Origin of the sequence: Azospirillum sp. 11R-A, from assembly GCF_049472615.1 — a bacterium.
GTDB classification, from domain to species: Bacteria; Pseudomonadota; Alphaproteobacteria; order Azospirillales; family Azospirillaceae; genus Azospirillum; species Azospirillum palustre.
In genome coordinates, this window is sequence record NZ_JBCEBL010000005.1 from 158,059 (window position 1) to 174,566 (window position 16,508).

The window sequence follows — 16,508 nt, forward strand, 5'->3', positions numbered from 1 at the left end:
AAAGGCTTACGATGACCGGCGGGCAGCACGAAGCCGGGAATACCGTCCGGCATTCCGCGCCGATTTAAGACGTCGGCTTGTCCGCGGATTGCTTGCCGCCGCGATACTGCTTCAAAAACTTCTTGAACATATCCACTTCCGCGACGCGGGAGCGGATCGTGCCGACGTCGATCAGGCCCATCGCCTGTTCGGGGCGGGTCAGAATGCGGAAGGCATCCTCGTTCGGCCCGCCCTTCATCGCGCCTTCGAAATCCTTTTTCAGCAGATTCAGCCCGTTGCCGTCGCCGGCCAGCGCCAGCGCCACGGCCCGGTTCAGCACCAGCTGAGACATGTTGGGGTCGAGCGGCTTGCCCGGCGTGGGCGGTGCCCCGATCACCTTGTTCAGCGCCAGCGCCGCCGCATCCCACTTCTGCCCCTTCCAGGCGATGTCGACGCGCAGCAGATTGGCGTTGGTGCTGTCGTCCTGGGCCAGAATCTGCATCGCCTCGTCGCCGCGGTTCAGCTCCGCCAGCGCCTTGGCCTGCATCAGCCGCCGCTCCGCCACCAGATCGGCCGGCAGGCCGGCGACGTTCGACAGTTCAAGCGCCTTCAGCGCCTCTTCCGGCTTGTTGTCGAGCAGCCGGACCGAGGCCAGCCGGGTGCCGACCCGCGCCTTGTCCAGCCCGGACAGGCGGAATTCAACCTGATGCTGCAGCAGGTCGGCGGCGCGGTTCAGCAGGTCGATGGAAATCAGCCGTTCCGCCAGCTGCCGGATGATCTCGTCGCCGGCCTCGCCCACCGGGGTCAGCTCGCGGAACTGGTCGTAGAGCTGCATGGCGTCCAGCGTGGGCAGGCGCTGCGCCCCGTCCTTGTAGAGGTCGGCGAAGATGCGCGACATCTCCTTGGTGATCGCCTCGGCCCGCGGCGTGTCGGCGACCAGGGCCGCCGTCTCCTTCATCGTGTTGAAGCCCTTGGCATATTCGCCGCCGGCAATCAGCACCTCGCCCATGCGCGAGCGGATCTGCATCTCCAGGTCGTCGCCGCGCCAGGTGAAGGTCAGGCCGGCCAGCTGCTCCGCCGCCGCGGTCGGCGACATCTTGCCTTCCGACAGCTCCAGATTGGTCAGCGCCAGCCCGGCCTTGGCACGGTAGAAGCGGTCGTAGCTGTTGTAGGCGGCGGTCAACTGCTGGCGTGCCTGATCGATCTCGCCGGTCTGGGCATAGAGCAGGCCGCGCAGATACTGGGTCTGCGGGTTCTCCTCCTGATCCGGGCCGCCATGCTCGATGACGCGGTCGAACAGCCGCTTGGCGGTCGCGGTGTCGCGCGTCTCCAGCGCCGCTTCGGCCGCCCGCAGCCCGAGCTTGCCGAGCATCGGATCGGGATAGCTGTTCAGGATCTGGCCCGACGCCTTGAAGCCGGCCATCGCCTTGGGCCAGTCGCGGCGGTCGGCGGCGATGGCGGCGCGCCACAGATTGGCTTCCGGATTGCCGGCAAGCGAGGGGATCGACAAGTCGGCCTCGCCGCCGTCGAGATCGCCGGTCAGCACGCGGGCGGCGCCGCGCAACGCCCGGAACTCCGGCCATCCCTCCAGGTCGGGCTGGTTCTGTTGCAGCACGTCCAGCAGGCCGAGCGTCTCCTGCCCGAACCCGTTGGCGAAATAGAAGCGCGCAAGGTCGAGCTGCGCCTTCGCCCGTTCCGATTCCGGCGCGTTGACGACGGCAAGCTGGAGATCCTGCCGCGCCTCGGTGAAATGGTCGAGGTCGCCGCGCTTCCAGGCCGGCAGGTTGAACAGCCGGCGGCCCTGCATCTGGGCGGGCTGGGCCTTCGGCGGCTCCATGGCGGCCGACGACCCGCCGGCCGGCGGCGCCGGCATCGGCGCGGCGGCCAGCTGCGCCGGAACCGGCTGGGGAGCGGAGGCCGCGGGCGGCGGCGGCGACGCCGCGTTGCCGGCATCGGCGGTGGGCGAGATGTGCAGGCCGCCGGCCGTGGTCAGCTCCACCCCTTCCTTGATCGCCCGCACCGTCACATTGTCGGAGATCGGCCGCACCACCACGCCCTGGTAGGAGGCCATGACCTCGAGGTCAGGATAGCGGTGGGGTTCGGGCACCCCCTGCCCCGGGCTGGGAAGCGGAACGACCTGGATGCGGTCGCCGACGTCCGGGTCGGCGAACTGCACGACGTTGGCCGCATCGGGGGCCCGCACCAGCAGCCGGGCGCCGAGCAGGAAATCGGGGTCCGGCTCCACCCGCAGATCGCCGGTGCTGCCCATGTTGGCGGGGCGGGCGGAGGACAGGATGCGCCATGTGGTGCCCTGCCGCTCCACCGTCGGCCACACCATCGGGCCGATCTTGGTGCGGAAGACGCTGCCGCCGGTCGCCGGCACCGGCTCCACCGCGCCCATCAACTCGGCACCGGGACCGCTGAGCTTGCCGGCGCCGATCGGCATCGGCCGGTCGAAGGCGATGTAGAGCTGTCCCGCCCGCGGATAGACCGCGATGGAGGCGGGTCCGCCGGTGTCGAAGGTCAGCACCGGTCCCTTCGGACCCGCCGCCGGCTGGGCCTTCGCATCGGCAGGGGCCGCCGGAGCCGCCTTGGCTTCGGCCGGCGGAGCAGCGGGCGCGGCAGTGGAGGCCGGGGCGGGAGCGGTGTTGGCCGCGGCGGCGTTCGCGGCGACGGCCGACCGGCCGGAGGTGGCCGACGCCACCATGGGCGCGTCCTTGCCGCCCTCCCTGGCCACGTCCTTCGCCGGTGCCGGCTGGCTGGCGCCCTGGTTGCCGCTGGCGCCCTGGTTGCCCTGGCCGGCCGGCGTTCCCTGGGAGCCGGAAGCGGGCGCAGTGGCGGCCGGAGCGGCCCCATCGCCCTTGGGCAAGCCGGCACGTGACCCCGGATTGCCGACGGACAGCACCATCGACTTCCCCGACGCGCTGTCGCTCACCTCGGCGTCCTGCGGCACGGCGAGCGTGACCGCCAGCGAGCCGTCGGGCTGGCGGTAGGATTCGATGTTGCGGATGTTGCGCAGCGGCGCCTTGGGCAGGGCCGACAGGTCGGCGGTGCCGCCCTTGTCGAAGGCGACGGTCACCGCGGCGCCGTCGCGGGTCACCTTGTAGCCAACCGGGGCCGGCCAATCGAAGGTCAGCCGGCTCTGGTCGGGCTGGTCGCCCCCCTGCACCCGCAGCCGGCCGGCGGACGGCACCGGCTTCGCGGCGTCCGCCTTGGCGGGTGCGGGCAGTGCGGGCGCAGGCGGCGCGGGGGGCGGCGCGCTCTCGGCCTTGGCGGCGGCCTGTTGTGGCGTGGTCCCCGCCGCAGCGGGCGACAGATCGATGGCGACGGCGTTGCCGTTGCGGAAGCTCTTCAGCGAAACCGGGCGCTTCAGGTCGAAGGAAACCGTCTTGCCATCGGCCTCCACCCGCCCGGCGGCGAGATAGTCGGGCAGCGCCCGCACCAGCCGGTCGAGCGGGGCGTCGATGGGCTCGGTGAAGGCGATGACCAGCCGGTCGCCCTCGACCGCCGCGGTGAAATCGACCTTGCCCGGCCAGTCGAAGACGAGCCGGCCGAAATCCTTGTGGGTGCCGCCGCGCACCGGCACGCTGGCGGCATCGGCCGGCAGGGGGGAGAGCAGGACCGGCACGGCAAGCAGCGCCACCGCCGCGGCACAGCCGCGCAGCCAGCGCTTCCTTCGATTGCCCGAGCCGTCCGTCACCTCAATCCGCTCCTTCCTCGCGCACCACGATGTCGACCGGCAGGCGCCCCCCGCCGCTCGACACATCGCCGGCAATCCCCGCCCCGTCCACCGGCATCATCACCGCCCGCGCCACCAGATCGCGGCGATAGCCAGTCTCGCGCAGGGCGGCGGAGACGGCGACCGCCCGCGTCAGCGCCCGTTCCCAGGCAACGCCGCCGGTCGTGTCCTCGCGCTCCGCATGGCCGACCAGCTCGATGCGGTTGCCGATGCGGCCGATGACGGCGCCCAGCAGGAACAGCACCCGCCGCCCCTCCTCGGTGAAGGCGGCGCCGGTGGGGTCGAACATCCGCTCTCCCGGCAGGCGGATGACCACCCGGTCATCTTCGCGCCGGACATCGACCACCGCCAGCTCCGCATTCGACCGCAGCTGGCTTCCCAGCAATGCCGCCAGATAATGCAGGTCGATGGCCGCCCTCGCCTCCACCGCCATGGCGTTGAAGGCGGCGCCGGGATCGGCCGGCCGGTCCGACGGGGCGGTGGCGGTCGACCGCGCAGCGGGGATCGACTCCGACACGCCCTTCGCCAGACGGGTCCAGCGCTCCGCCTCGGGCTCGCTCATCGAATACATCAGCACGAAGAAGGCGAGCATAAGTGAGATCAGGTCGGTGAAGCTGATCAGCCACAGCGTCTTGCGCTGGGCGCCGCCATCGTCCGCCCCCGTCCTGCCGGCGATGCGGGGAACGCGGATCATTTCCGCACCTCGGCTTTCGCCGGTGCCGCATTCGCCGGGGGGGCCTTGGCAGGCGCGGGCACGGCCGTGGCCGGTGCGGTCTTCGCGGCCGGGCGGACCGCCCCGCCCTCGTCCCAGCGTAGGGAGAACAGCAGCCGCACCCCGCCGGGCTCGCCGCGTTCGATCCCGACGGTGACGTTGCGGGCCGGCGCCCCATCCTCGACCAGCGCGCGGGCCAGCACGCCGGCACGGGCGACCGGCCCCGGCGGCTGGCTGGGCGTTCCCGTTGGCCCGATGCCGAGCAGCGCGTCCAGCTCGACCCGTTCGCCCTGGCGCGACTGGCGGAGCGCATCGGCGATGCGGTCGATCAGCCCCTGGCGGTCCGGCCGCAGGGTCATGGTGCCGGGAACGAACAGGTCGTCGGCGGGCAGGCGCACCTCCAGCAACTGGCCGGGGGCGACCACCTCCACCTTGGAGACCGCAACCGCGGTGGCGAACAGGGTGCCGACATCCTCCAGCCGCTGCACGGCGAAGACGGTCCCGGCGCGCGAGGCCACCGGCTCGGACCCGTCGCGCAGGCGCGGGTCGATGACGAAGCTGGGAAAGGTCCGCTCCAGCGAGGCAGCGACCGCCTTGACCTTCTGCACCGTCTGCACCGAATGAGCGTTCAGCACGATGAAGAAGACCAGAAGCAGCAGGAACAGCGACAGCAGGAGCAGGATGCTGCCGTTGTTCGGGTTGGCATGGTTATGGGAACCGCCGGCGCGCCCGGCCCGCAGCAGCAACGGCAACCCGGCGCTTCCCGTCCCCGGGGCGATGCCCTGGGCCGTGTGCCCGCCGCCGGGCCTGCTGGTGGGGGAGCCGGGCAGCATGGCGTCAGTCGAAGCTGGCCAGCAGACGGTCGATCTCGTCCTGGTCCATGGCGTTGCCCGGCAGCTGCGGGCCGTGCAGAAGCTGCTGATCGGCCTCTGCCGCGCTCATCGGCTCGAAATGCACAGCGGCCTCCGCCTCCTCCGCCGCCAGCTTCGCCAGCCGCGGGGCGTGGTTCTGGCGCACCTCGCTGCCGAAGGCGGCGACGATCATGTCCACCTTCGATTCGATGTGCTTGAGGGTGCGCACCACCTTGCTGATGCGCTGGCCGGTAATGTCCTGGAAGTTGCAGGCCTCGTAGATCGCGGTGATCTGGTCGTTCAGCTTGGCCGAGGTGCCGGCTTCCGTCTGGCCGGCGATGGCGCCGATGGCGTCGCAGGCGTCGAAGATGGCGAAGGTCGCCTTTTCCGTCGCGCCGATCACCGCGTCCAGCTCGTCCGTGGCGGTGCGGATGTGTTCGTCGCGGATTTCGGCCGGCTGGAGCGCTGCGATCTCCTGCTTGGCCGTCTCGATGTACTTGGCGAGGTCCACGACCTCCTTGTACAGGCGCAGGTCGGTGGCGGAGATGTCGCCGTCCATGCTGCCCAGGATGTTGCGGACGATGTCCGTCACCTCGTCGCGCGACAGCGGCTGTGCGGCTTCCGCGAAGGCGGTGTCGAGGCGCTGTCTCAGGAGCTTCTGTTCCGTCACGGCGGATTGGGCGGAGAAGGTCATCGGGCGTGTCCAGCGAGAGGGGCAAGGCCTTGGCGGAATGTGCCGGAACCTCCCCGGTTCGCGCCCTCCAGCGAGCGCACCGTCGGTGCCTTCCGCAGCGGAGGTTCGATGCTCCGACCGCTTGTGGCGCCCAACCGTCCAAGGAACTGTCCGAGCCGACAAAGCCTAGGACGCGAGGGTTAAGAGCCCGTAAAGATGACCCCGCCAAGGGTCCTGACGCTGCGCCTGAGTTGCCGGCGCGTCACACTGTGGCCGGCGCGTCCGCATGGGCGCGGGCCTCGACAGCGGCGCGGCTCAGAACAGGCTGGCGGCGGCCGGCGCACCGAGGAGCGCGATCAGGACCAGCACGGTCACGGCAACCAGCCGCTCCATCGGCGACCAGCGCTTCCAGTCTTTTCTGAAGCTTTTCAGTTCGTCGGCCATGACAAACCTTCCGGGGTTCGGGAACTACATTGCAACGCAACGAAACTGCATCCGGGCCAGTTGACGCATGGTTAAAATCGCCCGGCGACACGACAATGCTCGACCACTGGCACAGAATTGCCACAGTCATGCCCAGCTGACCTCTGATCCAGGTCAAAGATCGGCCAAATTTTCGACATTTCCCATCTCGCGTGCGGCGATGCCCCCGTCTCCGGCGGCGTGCCACTTCCGGCCGCTTCCGAAACCGGGCGGTAATGCCTAGATGATAAGCTCTAGATCAAGCCTCCGATGCCGGGGGCATCTGGCCTCCGACGCCGGAGGCATTTGGCCTCCAAGGCCGGGGGCGCCGACGGGAGATGCGGATGGCGAGGGGAACCGACCTGAAGATCGGGCTTGCGCTGGGCAGCGGTGCGGCGCGCGGCTGGGCGCACATCGGCGTCCTGCGCGCGCTGGAGGAGATCGGCATCAAGCCCGACATCATCTGCGGCACCTCGATCGGCGCCGCGGTGGGGGCCGCCTATCTGACCGACCAGCTGGACGAGCTTCAGGCCTGGGCGCAGAAGATGGGCTGGCTCGGCATGCTGGGCATCATCGACCTCACCTTCCGCCGCGGCGGTCTGGTGGCGGCCGAGAAGGCATTCGGGCGCTTCGACAACGAGCGCAGCAACATCCTGATCGAAAAGCTGCCGATGCCCTTCGCCACCGTCGCCACCGACCTGTCGACGGGGCGCGAGATGTGGCTGCGCGACGGCCCGCTGATGTCGGCGGTGATGGCCTCGGCCGCCATGCCCGGCCTGTTCCCGGCGGTGCGGCGCGACCATCACCTGCTGGTGGACGGCGCCCTGGTCAATCCGGTGCCGGTCTCGCTCTGCCGGGCGCTGGGGGCCGACATCGTGGTCGCGGTCAACCTGAACAGCGAGCTGTCGCCGCTGGGCCGGCCGACCGGCCGCGGGGCCGGCAACGGCAAGGGGCTAAACGGCAAGGGAATTGGCGGCAACACGGTCGCGGTCAAGGCACCGGAGCCGGTGGTGGCGGGCGGCGATGCCGGCTCCCCCGCCCTGTCCCACCTGACCAGCCAGATCTCGACATGGCTCGGCCGCAAGCCCGGCCGGCGCACCCAGTTCCTGGCCGACCAGATCGACGACGCCCATGCCCACAAGCAGATGCCCAACGCGCTGGAGGTGATGGCCGGCTCCATCGACATCATGCAGGACCGCATCACCCGGTCCCGCCTGGCCGGCGAGCCGCCCGACGTGCTGATCGCGCCGCGGCTGGCCCATATCGGCATCCTGGAGTTCGACCGCGCCGCCGAGGCGGTGGAGATCGGCCATGCCGCCGCCTCCATGCTGCGCCCCTCCATCGAACTGGCCCTGCGCCGCGCCTGACCGGTTGCGCTGGAGGCTGTTCCCGTCTTCCGTATCAGCCATATATCCCTCGTGTCCCGGCGTCCGCCCGGACTACGTCTCCGTCTGCCCCCTCCCCGTTTGCCCTTCCCCGTTTGCCGCGAGAGCCAGCGTCCATGAGCCAGTCTGCGCCGTCCGACACCGTCGCCACCCTGCTCGCCAGCGGGACGCCACACTGGGGCGCCAACGGCACGGTGCTGGACGGCGGTTCCGTCGGCGCCGCCGCCACCGTCACCTATGGCTTCCTGACCAGCGCGCGGCAGGTCTCCGCCACCGACTCCACCGGCTTCGCCGCCATGAACACCGCCCAGCGCGCCGCCGTCCGGCAGGCGCTGGCGGCCTGGAGCGCGGTCGCCAACGTCACCTTCGTGGAGATTTCCGACGCCGCGAGCGCAGCGGTCGCCTTCGGGACCAACCGGCAGCGCGGCCAGTCGGCGGCCTACGCCTACTATCCCTCCACCGGCATCCAGGGCGGACAGGTGTTCCTGGCCAACGACAGCGCCGGGAACACTAATCCGACGTCGGGCAGCTACAGCTACATGACCGTCATCCACGAGATCGGCCATGCGCTGGGGCTGAAGCATCCCGGCAACTACAACGCCGGCACCGACGACGGGACGGAGGGGCCCTATCTGCCGGCGGCGACGGACAATTATGCGTTCAGCATCATGTCCTACAACGAGAACGCCGCGCTGCCGTCGGGGACCTACCTGACCAGCCCCAGCCTCTACGACATCGCCGCGATCCAGTATCTCTACGGCGCCAACATGGCGACCGGGGCCGGCGACACCGGCTACACGCTGAACACCGCCAGCTTCACCACCCTGTGGGACCCCACCGGCCACAACAGCCTGAACGGCGCCGCCCAGACAGCCGACCTGTCGCTGGATTTGCGCAGCGGCCAGTTCAGCAGTGCCGGCGGCACGACATTCCTGGCGCTGGCCTATGGCACCAGGGTGCAGCTGGCGACCGGCGGCAGCGGCAACGACAGCTTCACCGTCAACGATCTGGGCAACATCATTGACGGCGGCGCCGGCACCGACACCGTGGTGTTCAGCGGCCGCCGCGCCCAGTATCGCGTCCAGCTGCTGGACGCCGGCCGCTATATCGTCAGCGGCGCCGACGGCAACGACCTGCTGACCAACATCGACTATCTGCGTTTCGCCGACGGCAGCACCGCCCTGGCGTCGATGGTGTCCGGCACTTTCGACGCGCTGCGCTACGTCGCCTCCAACAGCGACCTGATCGCGGCGCTCGGCACCAACGCCGCAGCGGCGACCCAGCATCTGATCGGTGCCGGCGTCTATGAGGGCCGCAGCCTGACCGGCTTCGATCCCTACAACTACCTGGCCGGTTATGGCGACCTGCTGGCCAGCTTCGGCAGCGACGTCGCCGCCGCCACCCGCCATTACATCGAGGCCGGCAACCGCGAGGGGCGCAGTTCCACCCTGTTCGACACGCTGTCCTACGAGGCCAGCAACCCCGACCTGATCGCCGCCTTCGGCGACAACCGCGAAGCGGTGGAGCTGCATTACATCGTCAGCGGCCGGCTGGAGGGCCGCTCGCTGACCCGCTTCAACGCCGCCGCCTATCTGGCGGCCAACCCGGACGTCCGCACCGCCGTCGCTGGCAACCTGACCGCCGCCAAGCAGCATTATGTCAGCTATGGCTATGCCGAGGGACGGGCGCTGGCCTGAGCCGGCCGGCCTCCCTCATTTTGCCGGCCCTTATTTCGCCGGCCAGATCCAGGTCAGCTCGTGCTTGTTGTGGTGGAGGTGGAGCACCCGGCCGCCGGGGATTTCCGCGAAGGCGCGGGCGGTCTCATGGTCGGTTTCCGCCTGGAACTTCAGCGTGCAGACGAAGCGCTTGGCGAGCCCGCTGTCCATCCACTCCTTCACCAGCCGCAGCAGGCGGGTCGGGTAGCAGATCACGTCGCAGCACAGCCAATCGACCGGACCGACCGTCGCCGGCTTCAGGCCAAAGGCGCTCTCCTGGCGGATCTCCACCCGCGGCAGGGCGGCGATGGCCGGATCGAGCGGCGCCTTGTCGACGCTGACCACCGACGCCCCCAGCTCGTGCAGCACCCAGGTCCAGCCGCCGGGACAGGCGCCGAGGTCGAGGCAGCGGTCGCCCGGTCCCGGCTGCTCGCCGAACAGGGTCAGCGCCTCCCACAGCTTCAGATAGGCGCGGTTGGGCGGCGCCGTGCGGTTCTCGATGAAGGTCACCTCGCCGTTGCGGAACGGGCTGGAACAGCGTGCCGCGGCGATGATGGTGGACTCGTCGGTCAGCGTCCAGGAGCCCAGCGGCGCCGTCGGCAGGGGCGACGGGAAGACCACCGGCTTGGCCGACACATGCGGCAGGTTTTCCTGGATCAGGGCGGCGCGGCGGTGATGGCGCTGCGACCACAGCGCCCAATTGCGCTGGATGCCGCGCAGAGCCTTCGCCCCGCCCTTGATCGAGGGGAACTCGATGCGGACCGGGTCGTACCAGATGTTCTGCGCCCAGGCCGCCGGCCGGGCCGGGCCGTCGACGAAGACCAGCCGGCCATCGACCGATGCGACGCCCCCCAGCTCCGCCACCAGATCGTCGAGGAAGCCGTCCGCCGCCAGATAGATGGTCTGGCCGAGCGGGGTCACCACCGCGCCGGGAACGGCTTGCGGGTCGGTGCCGGGGGCATTCGGGGGGGCGGCTTTGGGGGTGCTGTCGTCCATGCCCCAGGGGCTACCGCTGCCGGCCGTCGAATGCAAGCGCAAGGATGCGGCGCACCCCTTTCGACGTGACGCGAAGGGGCTGTGACAAAGCGTCTCGAAACTTCTTATATGCGATTGGCTCGCAATAGCGGCATTGACAACGATTCTCACTCTCAGCTATTGCTGGGCTCGGGACACCTCATCCGAAACCGATTTTCGCCGAGGGCTTATGTACGTCTGCATCTGCCACGCGTTGAACGATAAGAAGGTCAAGGCTGCGCTCGATCAGGGCGCCACGACCCCGGCCTCGGTGTTCCGCCATCACAATTGCCAGGTCCAGTGCGGCAAATGCGTTCCGACCATGCGCAGCATGGCCAGCGAACACCGCGCAACCTTCGCGCAGCAGACCGCCGCTGCCGCCGCCGTTGCGGCGACGCCGGTCGCCGCCCCCTGCTGCGGCTCCCCCTTGCCTGAGCCGGCCAATGCCGAGGCGGTTCCCGCCTATGCCATCGCGGCCGAGTGAACATGCGCACACAGGTGTAGGACCACATTCCCGGCGGGTCTACCACTTCCGACTTTGTGCTGAATAACAGGTCTACAACCTCGCCTTAAGGCTGCGACAGATTGCGCGCCGACTATGATTTTTGGGCGGATTGACCCGGCACCGGCATTCCGGCACAAAAGCGTCACCAAAACAAAAGAACGTCGTCAAAATGACGGCGTATAAAAACAGGAACGGGCCGGATGAAACCGGCCCTGGAGGAAACGCAATCCAACCAAGAAGACTTCCTTGGCCACCGGGTTTGCCTTGTCCTTGATGGGCTGGGCAGCCCGGCGGGATTTGGATTCGGGCAGGTATTCCGCAACTGCGAAATCGCACCGCGAAAACCGGGCGGCATCTCCCAAACGGGCTGTGCCGACTGCGCTTCCGGCGTGTTTTCGCCATGTCGGCGCGGGGATATCTTTCCATCCGGCCGAGAGGTCAAAAACGCCAGGAAGTCAAAAACGGTTGAGGATCAAAGGAGGACCCTTCATGAGCCGCCGCAACCGGCAAGCTTTCGACACGTTGAGCCGTGATCTGGTGCTGCGCGCCACCGACCGCATGGAAACCCTGCGATCGATGGTGGAGCGCGCGGACAGCAACCGGCGGGAGACGTGGGAACGCACGCTCGACCGTCTCCGCGGCCTGAACAACCGCGCCATCGCCCGCATCGAGGCCGCCCATATGGCCGACGACGACGCATGGCCCTTCGCCCGCGCCCAGGCCGATCAGGCGATGATGGACCTGATGCGCGCGCTCGACGATTTCGACGGGCATCTGCGCCTGATCGCCGCCTGACATCGACGCCTGGCCGGGCCGCGAACGGCCCCGAATGAAAAAGGCCCTCTCCCGCGGGAGAGGGCCTTTTTCATGGGGCAGGACGCCCCGAAATCAGGACGCCCCGAAATCGAGGCCCCAGGCCGAGTAGCGTTCCGGATCGTCGACCCAGCCTTCGCGCACCTTCACGAACAGGATCAGGTGGACGCGGCGTTCCAGCATATGCGTCAGCTCGGAGCGCGCGGCGGACCCCAGCGCCTTGATCCGCTGGCCGCCCTTGCCCAGCACGATGGCCTTCTGGCTTTCGCGCTGCACGAAGATCACCTGCGAGATCTTGACCGAGCCGTCCTCGAACTCCTCCCACACCTCGGTCTCGACCGTGGCGGAATAGGGAAGCTCCTGGTGAAGCTGGAGGAACAGCTTCTCGCGGGTGATTTCCGCCGCCAGCAGGCGCATCGGCATGTCGGAGATCTGGTCCTCCGGGAAATGCCACGGCCCGTCCGGCAGACGGTCGGCCAGGAACTGCTTCAGATGGGCAACGCCGTCCTCGGTGAAGGCCGACACCATGAAGATGTCGGAGAAGATGCCCTCCTGCCGGAAGGCGTCGGCGATGCCCAGCAGGACATCGCGCTTCACCAGATCGATCTTGTTCAGGATCAGGATGGCTTCGCGCCCCTGCTCCTTCAGCCGGGCGACGATGCTGCGGGTGTCCTCGTCGATGGAGCGGCGCGACACGTCGTAGAGCACGCCGATCACGTCGGCATCCTCCGCCCCCTGCCAGGCCGCCGCCACCATCGCGCGGTCCAGCCGGCGCTTCGGCTTGAAGATGCCGGGGGTGTCGACGAAGATCATCTGGGCATCGCCCTGGATGGTGATGCCGAGCACGCGGGTGCGGGTGGTCTGCACCTTCGGGCTGACGATCGACACCTTGCTGCCGATCATCGCGTTCAGCAGCGTCGACTTGCCGGCGTTCGGCGCACCGACCAGCGCGATGAAGCCGCAGCGCGGATGGTCCGGCATCGTCGGCAGGGGCGGCAGGACGGAGATGGGCTGCCCGCGCGGGGCGTCCTCATCGTCCTCGTAATCGTCGTCCTCGTATTCGCCGTCCTCTTCGTCGTCGAAGTCGCCCTCTTCGGCGTCCCCCTCAACGTCCTCTGCGGCACCCTCCGCGGCGTCCCCGCCCTCGAGGTCGGCGCCCTCGAGCGCCTCGTCGTCCGGCACGGGCTCCGGAGTCGGCTCCGCAGCTTCGGAACCGGGCTGGATCTTCGTCTTGTCGATGTCGTCGCGACCGTCAGTCATCGACTTGCACTCCCACCTGGCGCAGCAATGCGCTGGCCGCCTTCTTTTCCGCGATGCGCTTGGAGGAACCGGAGCCGGAGACCGGATCCATGCCCTCGACATGCACCGCAACCACGAACAGCGGCTCGTGCGCCGGGCCGCTGCGTTCGATCAGTTCATAGCGGGGCAGCGGCTTGCCGCGGCCCTGCGCCCATTCCTGCAACGTCGTCTTGCTGTCCAGCGGCGGCGGCGTCGCCTTGTCGATCTCGCCGGCCAGCGCCTGCCGGACGAAGCGCGTCACCGGCTCCAGCCCGCCATCGAGATACATGGCGCCCAGCACCGCCTCGCAGGCGTCGCCCAGGATGGTGCGGTTCTCCCGCCCGCCGCTCTGCGCTTCCGCCGGCGACAGGCGCAGATAGGCGCCCAGCCCGATGGCGTCGGCGACGCGGCCCAGCGATTCCCGGCGAACCAGCGCGGCATGCCGCTTGGCCAGCGCGCCCTCGCGCTCGTTCGGATAGCGTTCCAGCAGCCATTGCGCGACGACCAGCCCGACGACGCGGTCGCCCAGGAACTCCAGCCGCTCATAGGCGATGCCCGGCCCCTTGTGCCCCTTGCGGCCGGTCCGTTCCAGACCCATCAGGCTGGGGTGGGTGACGGCATCGTGCAGGAGCGACGGGTCGGAAAACTCATAACCCAGCGCCTGCGCAAGGCTGGCGACGTCCGCGGACCGGGCGGCGCCATCGGGCTGGATGTCGGAGCCGGCGCCCAGATCGGCGGGCGCCTTGGTGACGGTGGACACTTACCGGACTCCGTTGAACAGACGGCTGAAGCGCAGATCGACCGGCCAGCGCCAGATTTCGTAGAAGCGCGTGCCTTCGTCGAGCGAGAAGAACAGGAATTCGGCGCGGCCGACCATGTTCTCGATGGGAACGAACCCGACCTGCGACGGCACGCGGCTGTCGAGCGAGTTGTCGCGGTTGTCGCCCATCATGAAGAGATGGCCGGGCGGCACCTTGAACACCGGCGTGTTGTCGAGCGGACCGTTGTCCGATTCCTCGATGATGCGGTGGGTGCGGCCGTTGGGCAGCGTTTCGATGAACTGCGCCGTGCGGATGCTGCGGCCCAGCGAATCCGTGGTCACGTAATCCTCGATCCGCTCCCGCTTCACCGGCTGGCCGTTGATGTGCAGGATGCCGCCGATCATCTGGACGGTGTCGCCCGGCAGGCCGATCACCCGCTTGATGTAGTCGGTCTTGTTGTCGCGCGGCAGCTTGAACACCGCCACGTCGCCCCGCTCCGGCTCGGAGCCGAGGATGCGGCCCTCGAACAGCGGCAGGCCGAAGCCGACGGTGTATTTGCTGTAGCCGTAGCTGAACTTCGACACGAACAGGTAATCGCCGATCAGCAGGGTCGGGATCATCGAGCCCGACGGGATGTTGAACGGCTCGAAGGCGAAGGTCCGCACGCCGAAGGCGATCAGCACGGCGAAGATCACCGTCTTGACGGTTTCGGCGAACCCGGATTCCTTGGCTTTGGCGGTGGGCGCCGTTTCTTTCTGAAAGGTCATTCTGGGGTCGCCGTTTCGGTGGGCGTTTCGGGCATTTCGGACTGGATGGGTTCGGCGCTGATGACGACAAACGCTTCCGCCATCGGGTATTCGTCGGTCAGCGTCACATGGATTTTCGCGCGCATGCCCGGCGGCGTGATCGCCTCCAGCCGGGCCAGCGCGCCGCCGGTCAACCGCATCGTCGGCTGGCCGGACGGCAGGTTGACCACCCCCATGTCGCGCCAGAACACGCCGTCGCGGAAACCGGTGCCCAGCGCCTTGGAGCAGGCCTCCTTGGCGGCGAAGCGCTTGGCGTAGGTGGAGGCCCGCGCGTTGTTCTTTGCGGCGGAACCGGCGCGGCGTTCGGACTTGGCCTGCTCGACATCGGTGAAGATGCGGTCGATGAAACGCTGTCCGAAGCGCTCCAGCGACTTCTCGACCCGCCGGATGTCGATCAGGTCGTTGCCGATGCCGAGGATGGTGCCGGACATCGTCATGCCGGCATTCCGGCGGCGCGCGCCCTGTCCATGGCCTTGCGCATGCGGGCGATGGAGTTGGTCAGGCCGACGAAGATCGCCTCGCCGATCAGGAAATGGCCGATGTTCAGTTCGACGATGGTCTGGATCGCCGCCACGGGGCCGACGGTGTCGTAGCTCAGGCCGTGGCCGGCATGGCACTCCAGCCCGATCGCCTCGGCATGGGCGGCGGCGCGGACGATGCGCGCCAGTTCCGCCTCGCGCTCGGCAGGGCTGTGGGCATCGCAATAGGCGCCGGTGTGCAGTTCCACCACCGGGGCGCCGAGGCGCCTGGCGGCGTCGAGCTGCGCCGGCTCCGGATCGATGAACAGCGAGACACGGATGCCGGCGGCGCCCAGCTCGCCGACCGGACGGACCAGATGGTCGTACTGGCCGATCACGTCCAGACCGCCTTCGGTCGTCACCTCGGTGCGCTTTTCCGGGACGAGGCAGGCGGCGTGCGGCTTGTGGCGCAGGGCGATGCCCAGCATCTCGCCGGTCGCCGCCATCTCGAAGTTCAGCGGACGGTCGATCTCGGCCATCAGCCGTTCGATGTCGCGATCCACGATGTGGCGGCGGTCCTCGCGCAGATGGGCGGTGATCCCGTCGGCCCCGGCCTCGATGGCCAGCTTCGCCGCGCGCACCGGATCGGGATGGGCCCCGCCGCGTGCATTGCGGACGGTCGCCACATGGTCGATGTTCACGCCGAGGCGGAGAATACGGGACATGCAAGGACTCCAAAGCGCCGCCGCCCGCCGGAACGGGCGGGGGCGATTCCGTCTATATAGCGGTGCGTCCGCCATCCGTCACGCCGAACCGACCGACGCAATCGCGGATGACAGGGAATTTACCGTCTCCGCCCCCCGCCCGCCCGAATGGCCGGACCGGCGATCCCGGCGGATTTTCCTTAGTTCGACCTGTGGATCACGCCGCTCAGATACTCGTTCAGATCGCGGAAATCCTTGACGGTCCAGGCGTGCGGCGGAAGCCGGTAGCCGTTTTCCTTCAACGTTCTCGGGATCAGATCCCCGTTTGGCCGCAGGATGACCGACGTCACGATGACGCCGGGATAGTCGGCCAAGCGCTTCCGGAAGGCCGCCGTCGTCAGATCGGGGGTCGGAGGGTTGCTCTTGCGCGCCAGCGGGCCCGAGCCCTTCGCATCCGCCCCATGGCACATGGCGCATCTCTCCACGAACAACTTTTCCCCATTGTCCGCGTGGGCACCATGAAGCGGCGTCAAGCATAAGACGGCAACCGAAAACCGCAGGAGCAGCCTATCGAGCCGCATGTCCTGTTCTCCCATCGCGCAACATCATAGGGCGTCCTGGCGTTGCGACCCTGTTGCGTGCCGGCGGGAGCG

At 68.8% G+C, this 16,508-nt stretch carries 16 protein-coding genes; 4 read left to right on the plus strand and 12 right to left on the minus strand.

Annotated features, from left to right (window positions below):
• Window positions 1-64: 64 nt before the first annotated feature.
• The 5 genes from VH569_RS10025 to VH569_RS10045 form a co-directional block, all read right to left on the minus strand.
• Window positions 65-3,679 carry a tetratricopeptide repeat protein gene (locus VH569_RS10025; RefSeq protein WP_423315212.1) on the minus strand — a complete coding sequence of 1,205 codons (3,615 nt, stop codon included), beginning with the start codon at window positions 3,677-3,679 and terminating at the stop codon, window positions 65-67.
• A 1-nt stretch (window position 3,680) separates the two neighbouring features.
• Window positions 3,681-4,412 carry an OmpA/MotB family protein gene (locus VH569_RS10030; protein ID WP_423315213.1) on the minus strand — a complete coding sequence of 244 codons (732 nt, stop codon included), beginning with the start codon at window positions 4,410-4,412 and terminating at the stop codon, window positions 3,681-3,683.
• On the minus strand, window positions 4,409-5,263 hold the full coding sequence (locus tag VH569_RS10035; protein WP_423315215.1) for a hypothetical protein: 855 nt from the start codon (window positions 5,261-5,263) through the stop codon (window positions 4,409-4,411). The genes VH569_RS10030 and VH569_RS10035 overlap by 4 nt, the downstream gene beginning before the upstream one ends.
• Window positions 5,264-5,267: 4 nt before the next feature.
• On the minus strand, window positions 5,268-5,975 hold the full coding sequence (locus tag VH569_RS10040; RefSeq protein WP_423315216.1) for a protein phosphatase CheZ: 708 nt from the start codon (window positions 5,973-5,975) through the stop codon (window positions 5,268-5,270).
• A gap of 294 nt (window positions 5,976-6,269) precedes the next feature.
• On the minus strand, window positions 6,270-6,398 hold the full coding sequence (locus VH569_RS10045; RefSeq protein WP_280177257.1) for a hypothetical protein: 129 nt from the start codon (window positions 6,396-6,398) through the stop codon (window positions 6,270-6,272).
• 362 nt (window positions 6,399-6,760) lie between these two features.
• Here VH569_RS10045 and VH569_RS10050 point away from each other — a divergent pair, with 362 nt between their 5' ends.
• Complete coding sequence (locus tag VH569_RS10050) at window positions 6,761-7,783, plus strand: patatin-like phospholipase family protein (RefSeq protein ID WP_423315217.1); 1,023 nt, start codon at window positions 6,761-6,763, stop codon at window positions 7,781-7,783.
• 134 nt (window positions 7,784-7,917) lie between these two features.
• On the plus strand, window positions 7,918-9,498 hold the full coding sequence (locus tag VH569_RS10055; protein WP_423315218.1) for a matrixin family metalloprotease: 1,581 nt from the start codon (window positions 7,918-7,920) through the stop codon (window positions 9,496-9,498).
• A gap of 30 nt (window positions 9,499-9,528) precedes the next feature.
• On the opposite strand, the gene VH569_RS10060 is transcribed toward VH569_RS10055, so the two are convergent.
• On the minus strand, window positions 9,529-10,512 hold the full coding sequence (locus tag VH569_RS10060; RefSeq protein ID WP_423315219.1) for an SAM-dependent methyltransferase: 984 nt from the start codon (window positions 10,510-10,512) through the stop codon (window positions 9,529-9,531).
• A gap of 208 nt (window positions 10,513-10,720) precedes the next feature.
• Here VH569_RS10060 and VH569_RS10065 point away from each other — a divergent pair, with 208 nt between their 5' ends.
• Together VH569_RS10065 and VH569_RS10070 are read left to right on the plus strand one after the other, a co-directional pair.
• Window positions 10,721-11,014 (plus strand): (2Fe-2S)-binding protein, encoded by a 294-nt coding sequence (locus VH569_RS10065; protein WP_423315220.1) that lies wholly within the window; start codon window positions 10,721-10,723, stop codon window positions 11,012-11,014.
• A gap of 510 nt (window positions 11,015-11,524) precedes the next feature.
• Complete coding sequence (locus tag VH569_RS10070) at window positions 11,525-11,830, plus strand: hypothetical protein (protein WP_098740106.1); 306 nt, start codon at window positions 11,525-11,527, stop codon at window positions 11,828-11,830.
• 93 nt (window positions 11,831-11,923) lie between these two features.
• Here VH569_RS10070 and era read toward each other — a convergent pair whose 3' ends face one another.
• The 6 genes from era to VH569_RS10100 all read right to left on the minus strand — a co-directional run bounded on the left by era (window position 11,924) and on the right by VH569_RS10100 (window position 16,436).
• Complete coding sequence (gene era, locus VH569_RS10075; RefSeq protein ID WP_109490651.1) at window positions 11,924-12,829, minus strand: GTPase Era; 906 nt, start codon at window positions 12,827-12,829, stop codon at window positions 11,924-11,926.
• A 271-nt stretch (window positions 12,830-13,100) separates the two neighbouring features.
• Window positions 13,101-13,886, minus strand: a complete 786-nt coding sequence (gene rnc / locus VH569_RS10080; RefSeq protein ID WP_109047426.1) for a ribonuclease III — start codon at window positions 13,884-13,886, stop codon at window positions 13,101-13,103.
• Entirely contained in the window at window positions 13,887-14,654 is a 768-nt protein-coding gene (gene lepB / locus VH569_RS10085; protein ID WP_109047425.1) for a signal peptidase I, read from the minus strand.
• Complete coding sequence (gene acpS / locus VH569_RS10090; protein WP_098740109.1) at window positions 14,651-15,130, minus strand: holo-ACP synthase; 480 nt, start codon at window positions 15,128-15,130, stop codon at window positions 14,651-14,653. The genes lepB and acpS overlap by 4 nt, the downstream gene beginning before the upstream one ends.
• Window positions 15,127-15,876, minus strand: a complete 750-nt coding sequence (locus VH569_RS10095) for a pyridoxine 5'-phosphate synthase (protein ID WP_423315222.1) — start codon at window positions 15,874-15,876, stop codon at window positions 15,127-15,129. Before VH569_RS10095 ends, acpS begins: the two co-directional genes overlap by 4 nt.
• Before the next feature lie 179 nt (window positions 15,877-16,055).
• Entirely contained in the window at window positions 16,056-16,436 is a 381-nt protein-coding gene (locus VH569_RS10100; RefSeq protein WP_423315223.1) for a cytochrome c, read from the minus strand.
• Between the last annotated feature and the right edge of the window lie 72 nt (window positions 16,437-16,508).

Bases quoted from the DNA above. Each gene is read 5' to 3' on its own strand.
- VH569_RS10030 (WP_423315213.1), bottom strand. From the start codon at position 4,412: ATGATCCGCGTTCCCCGCATCGCCGGCAGGACGGGGGCGGACGATGGC.
- VH569_RS10035 (WP_423315215.1), bottom strand. From the start codon at position 5,263: ATGCTGCCCGGCTCCCCCACCAGCAGGCCCGGCGGCGGGCACACGGCC.
- VH569_RS10040 (WP_423315216.1), bottom strand. From the start codon at position 5,975: ATGACCTTCTCCGCCCAATCCGCCGTGACGGAACAGAAGCTCCTGAGA.
- VH569_RS10045 (WP_280177257.1), bottom strand. From the start codon at position 6,398: ATGGCCGACGAACTGAAAAGCTTCAGAAAAGACTGGAAGCGCTGGTCG.
- VH569_RS10050 (WP_423315217.1), top strand. From the start codon at position 6,761: ATGGCGAGGGGAACCGACCTGAAGATCGGGCTTGCGCTGGGCAGCGGT.
- VH569_RS10055 (WP_423315218.1), top strand. From the start codon at position 7,918: ATGAGCCAGTCTGCGCCGTCCGACACCGTCGCCACCCTGCTCGCCAGC.
- VH569_RS10060 (WP_423315219.1), bottom strand. From the start codon at position 10,512: ATGGACGACAGCACCCCCAAAGCCGCCCCCCCGAATGCCCCCGGCACC.
- VH569_RS10065 (WP_423315220.1), top strand. From the start codon at position 10,721: ATGTACGTCTGCATCTGCCACGCGTTGAACGATAAGAAGGTCAAGGCT.
- VH569_RS10070 (WP_098740106.1), top strand. From the start codon at position 11,525: ATGAGCCGCCGCAACCGGCAAGCTTTCGACACGTTGAGCCGTGATCTG.
- era (WP_109490651.1), bottom strand. From the start codon at position 12,829: ATGCCGGACCATCCGCGCTGCGGCTTCATCGCGCTGGTCGGTGCGCCG.
- lepB (WP_109047425.1), bottom strand. From the start codon at position 14,654: ATGACCTTTCAGAAAGAAACGGCGCCCACCGCCAAAGCCAAGGAATCC.
- acpS (WP_098740109.1), bottom strand. From the start codon at position 15,130: ATGACGATGTCCGGCACCATCCTCGGCATCGGCAACGACCTGATCGAC.
- VH569_RS10095 (WP_423315222.1), bottom strand. From the start codon at position 15,876: ATGTCCCGTATTCTCCGCCTCGGCGTGAACATCGACCATGTGGCGACC.
- VH569_RS10100 (WP_423315223.1), bottom strand. From the start codon at position 16,436: ATGCGGCTCGATAGGCTGCTCCTGCGGTTTTCGGTTGCCGTCTTATGC.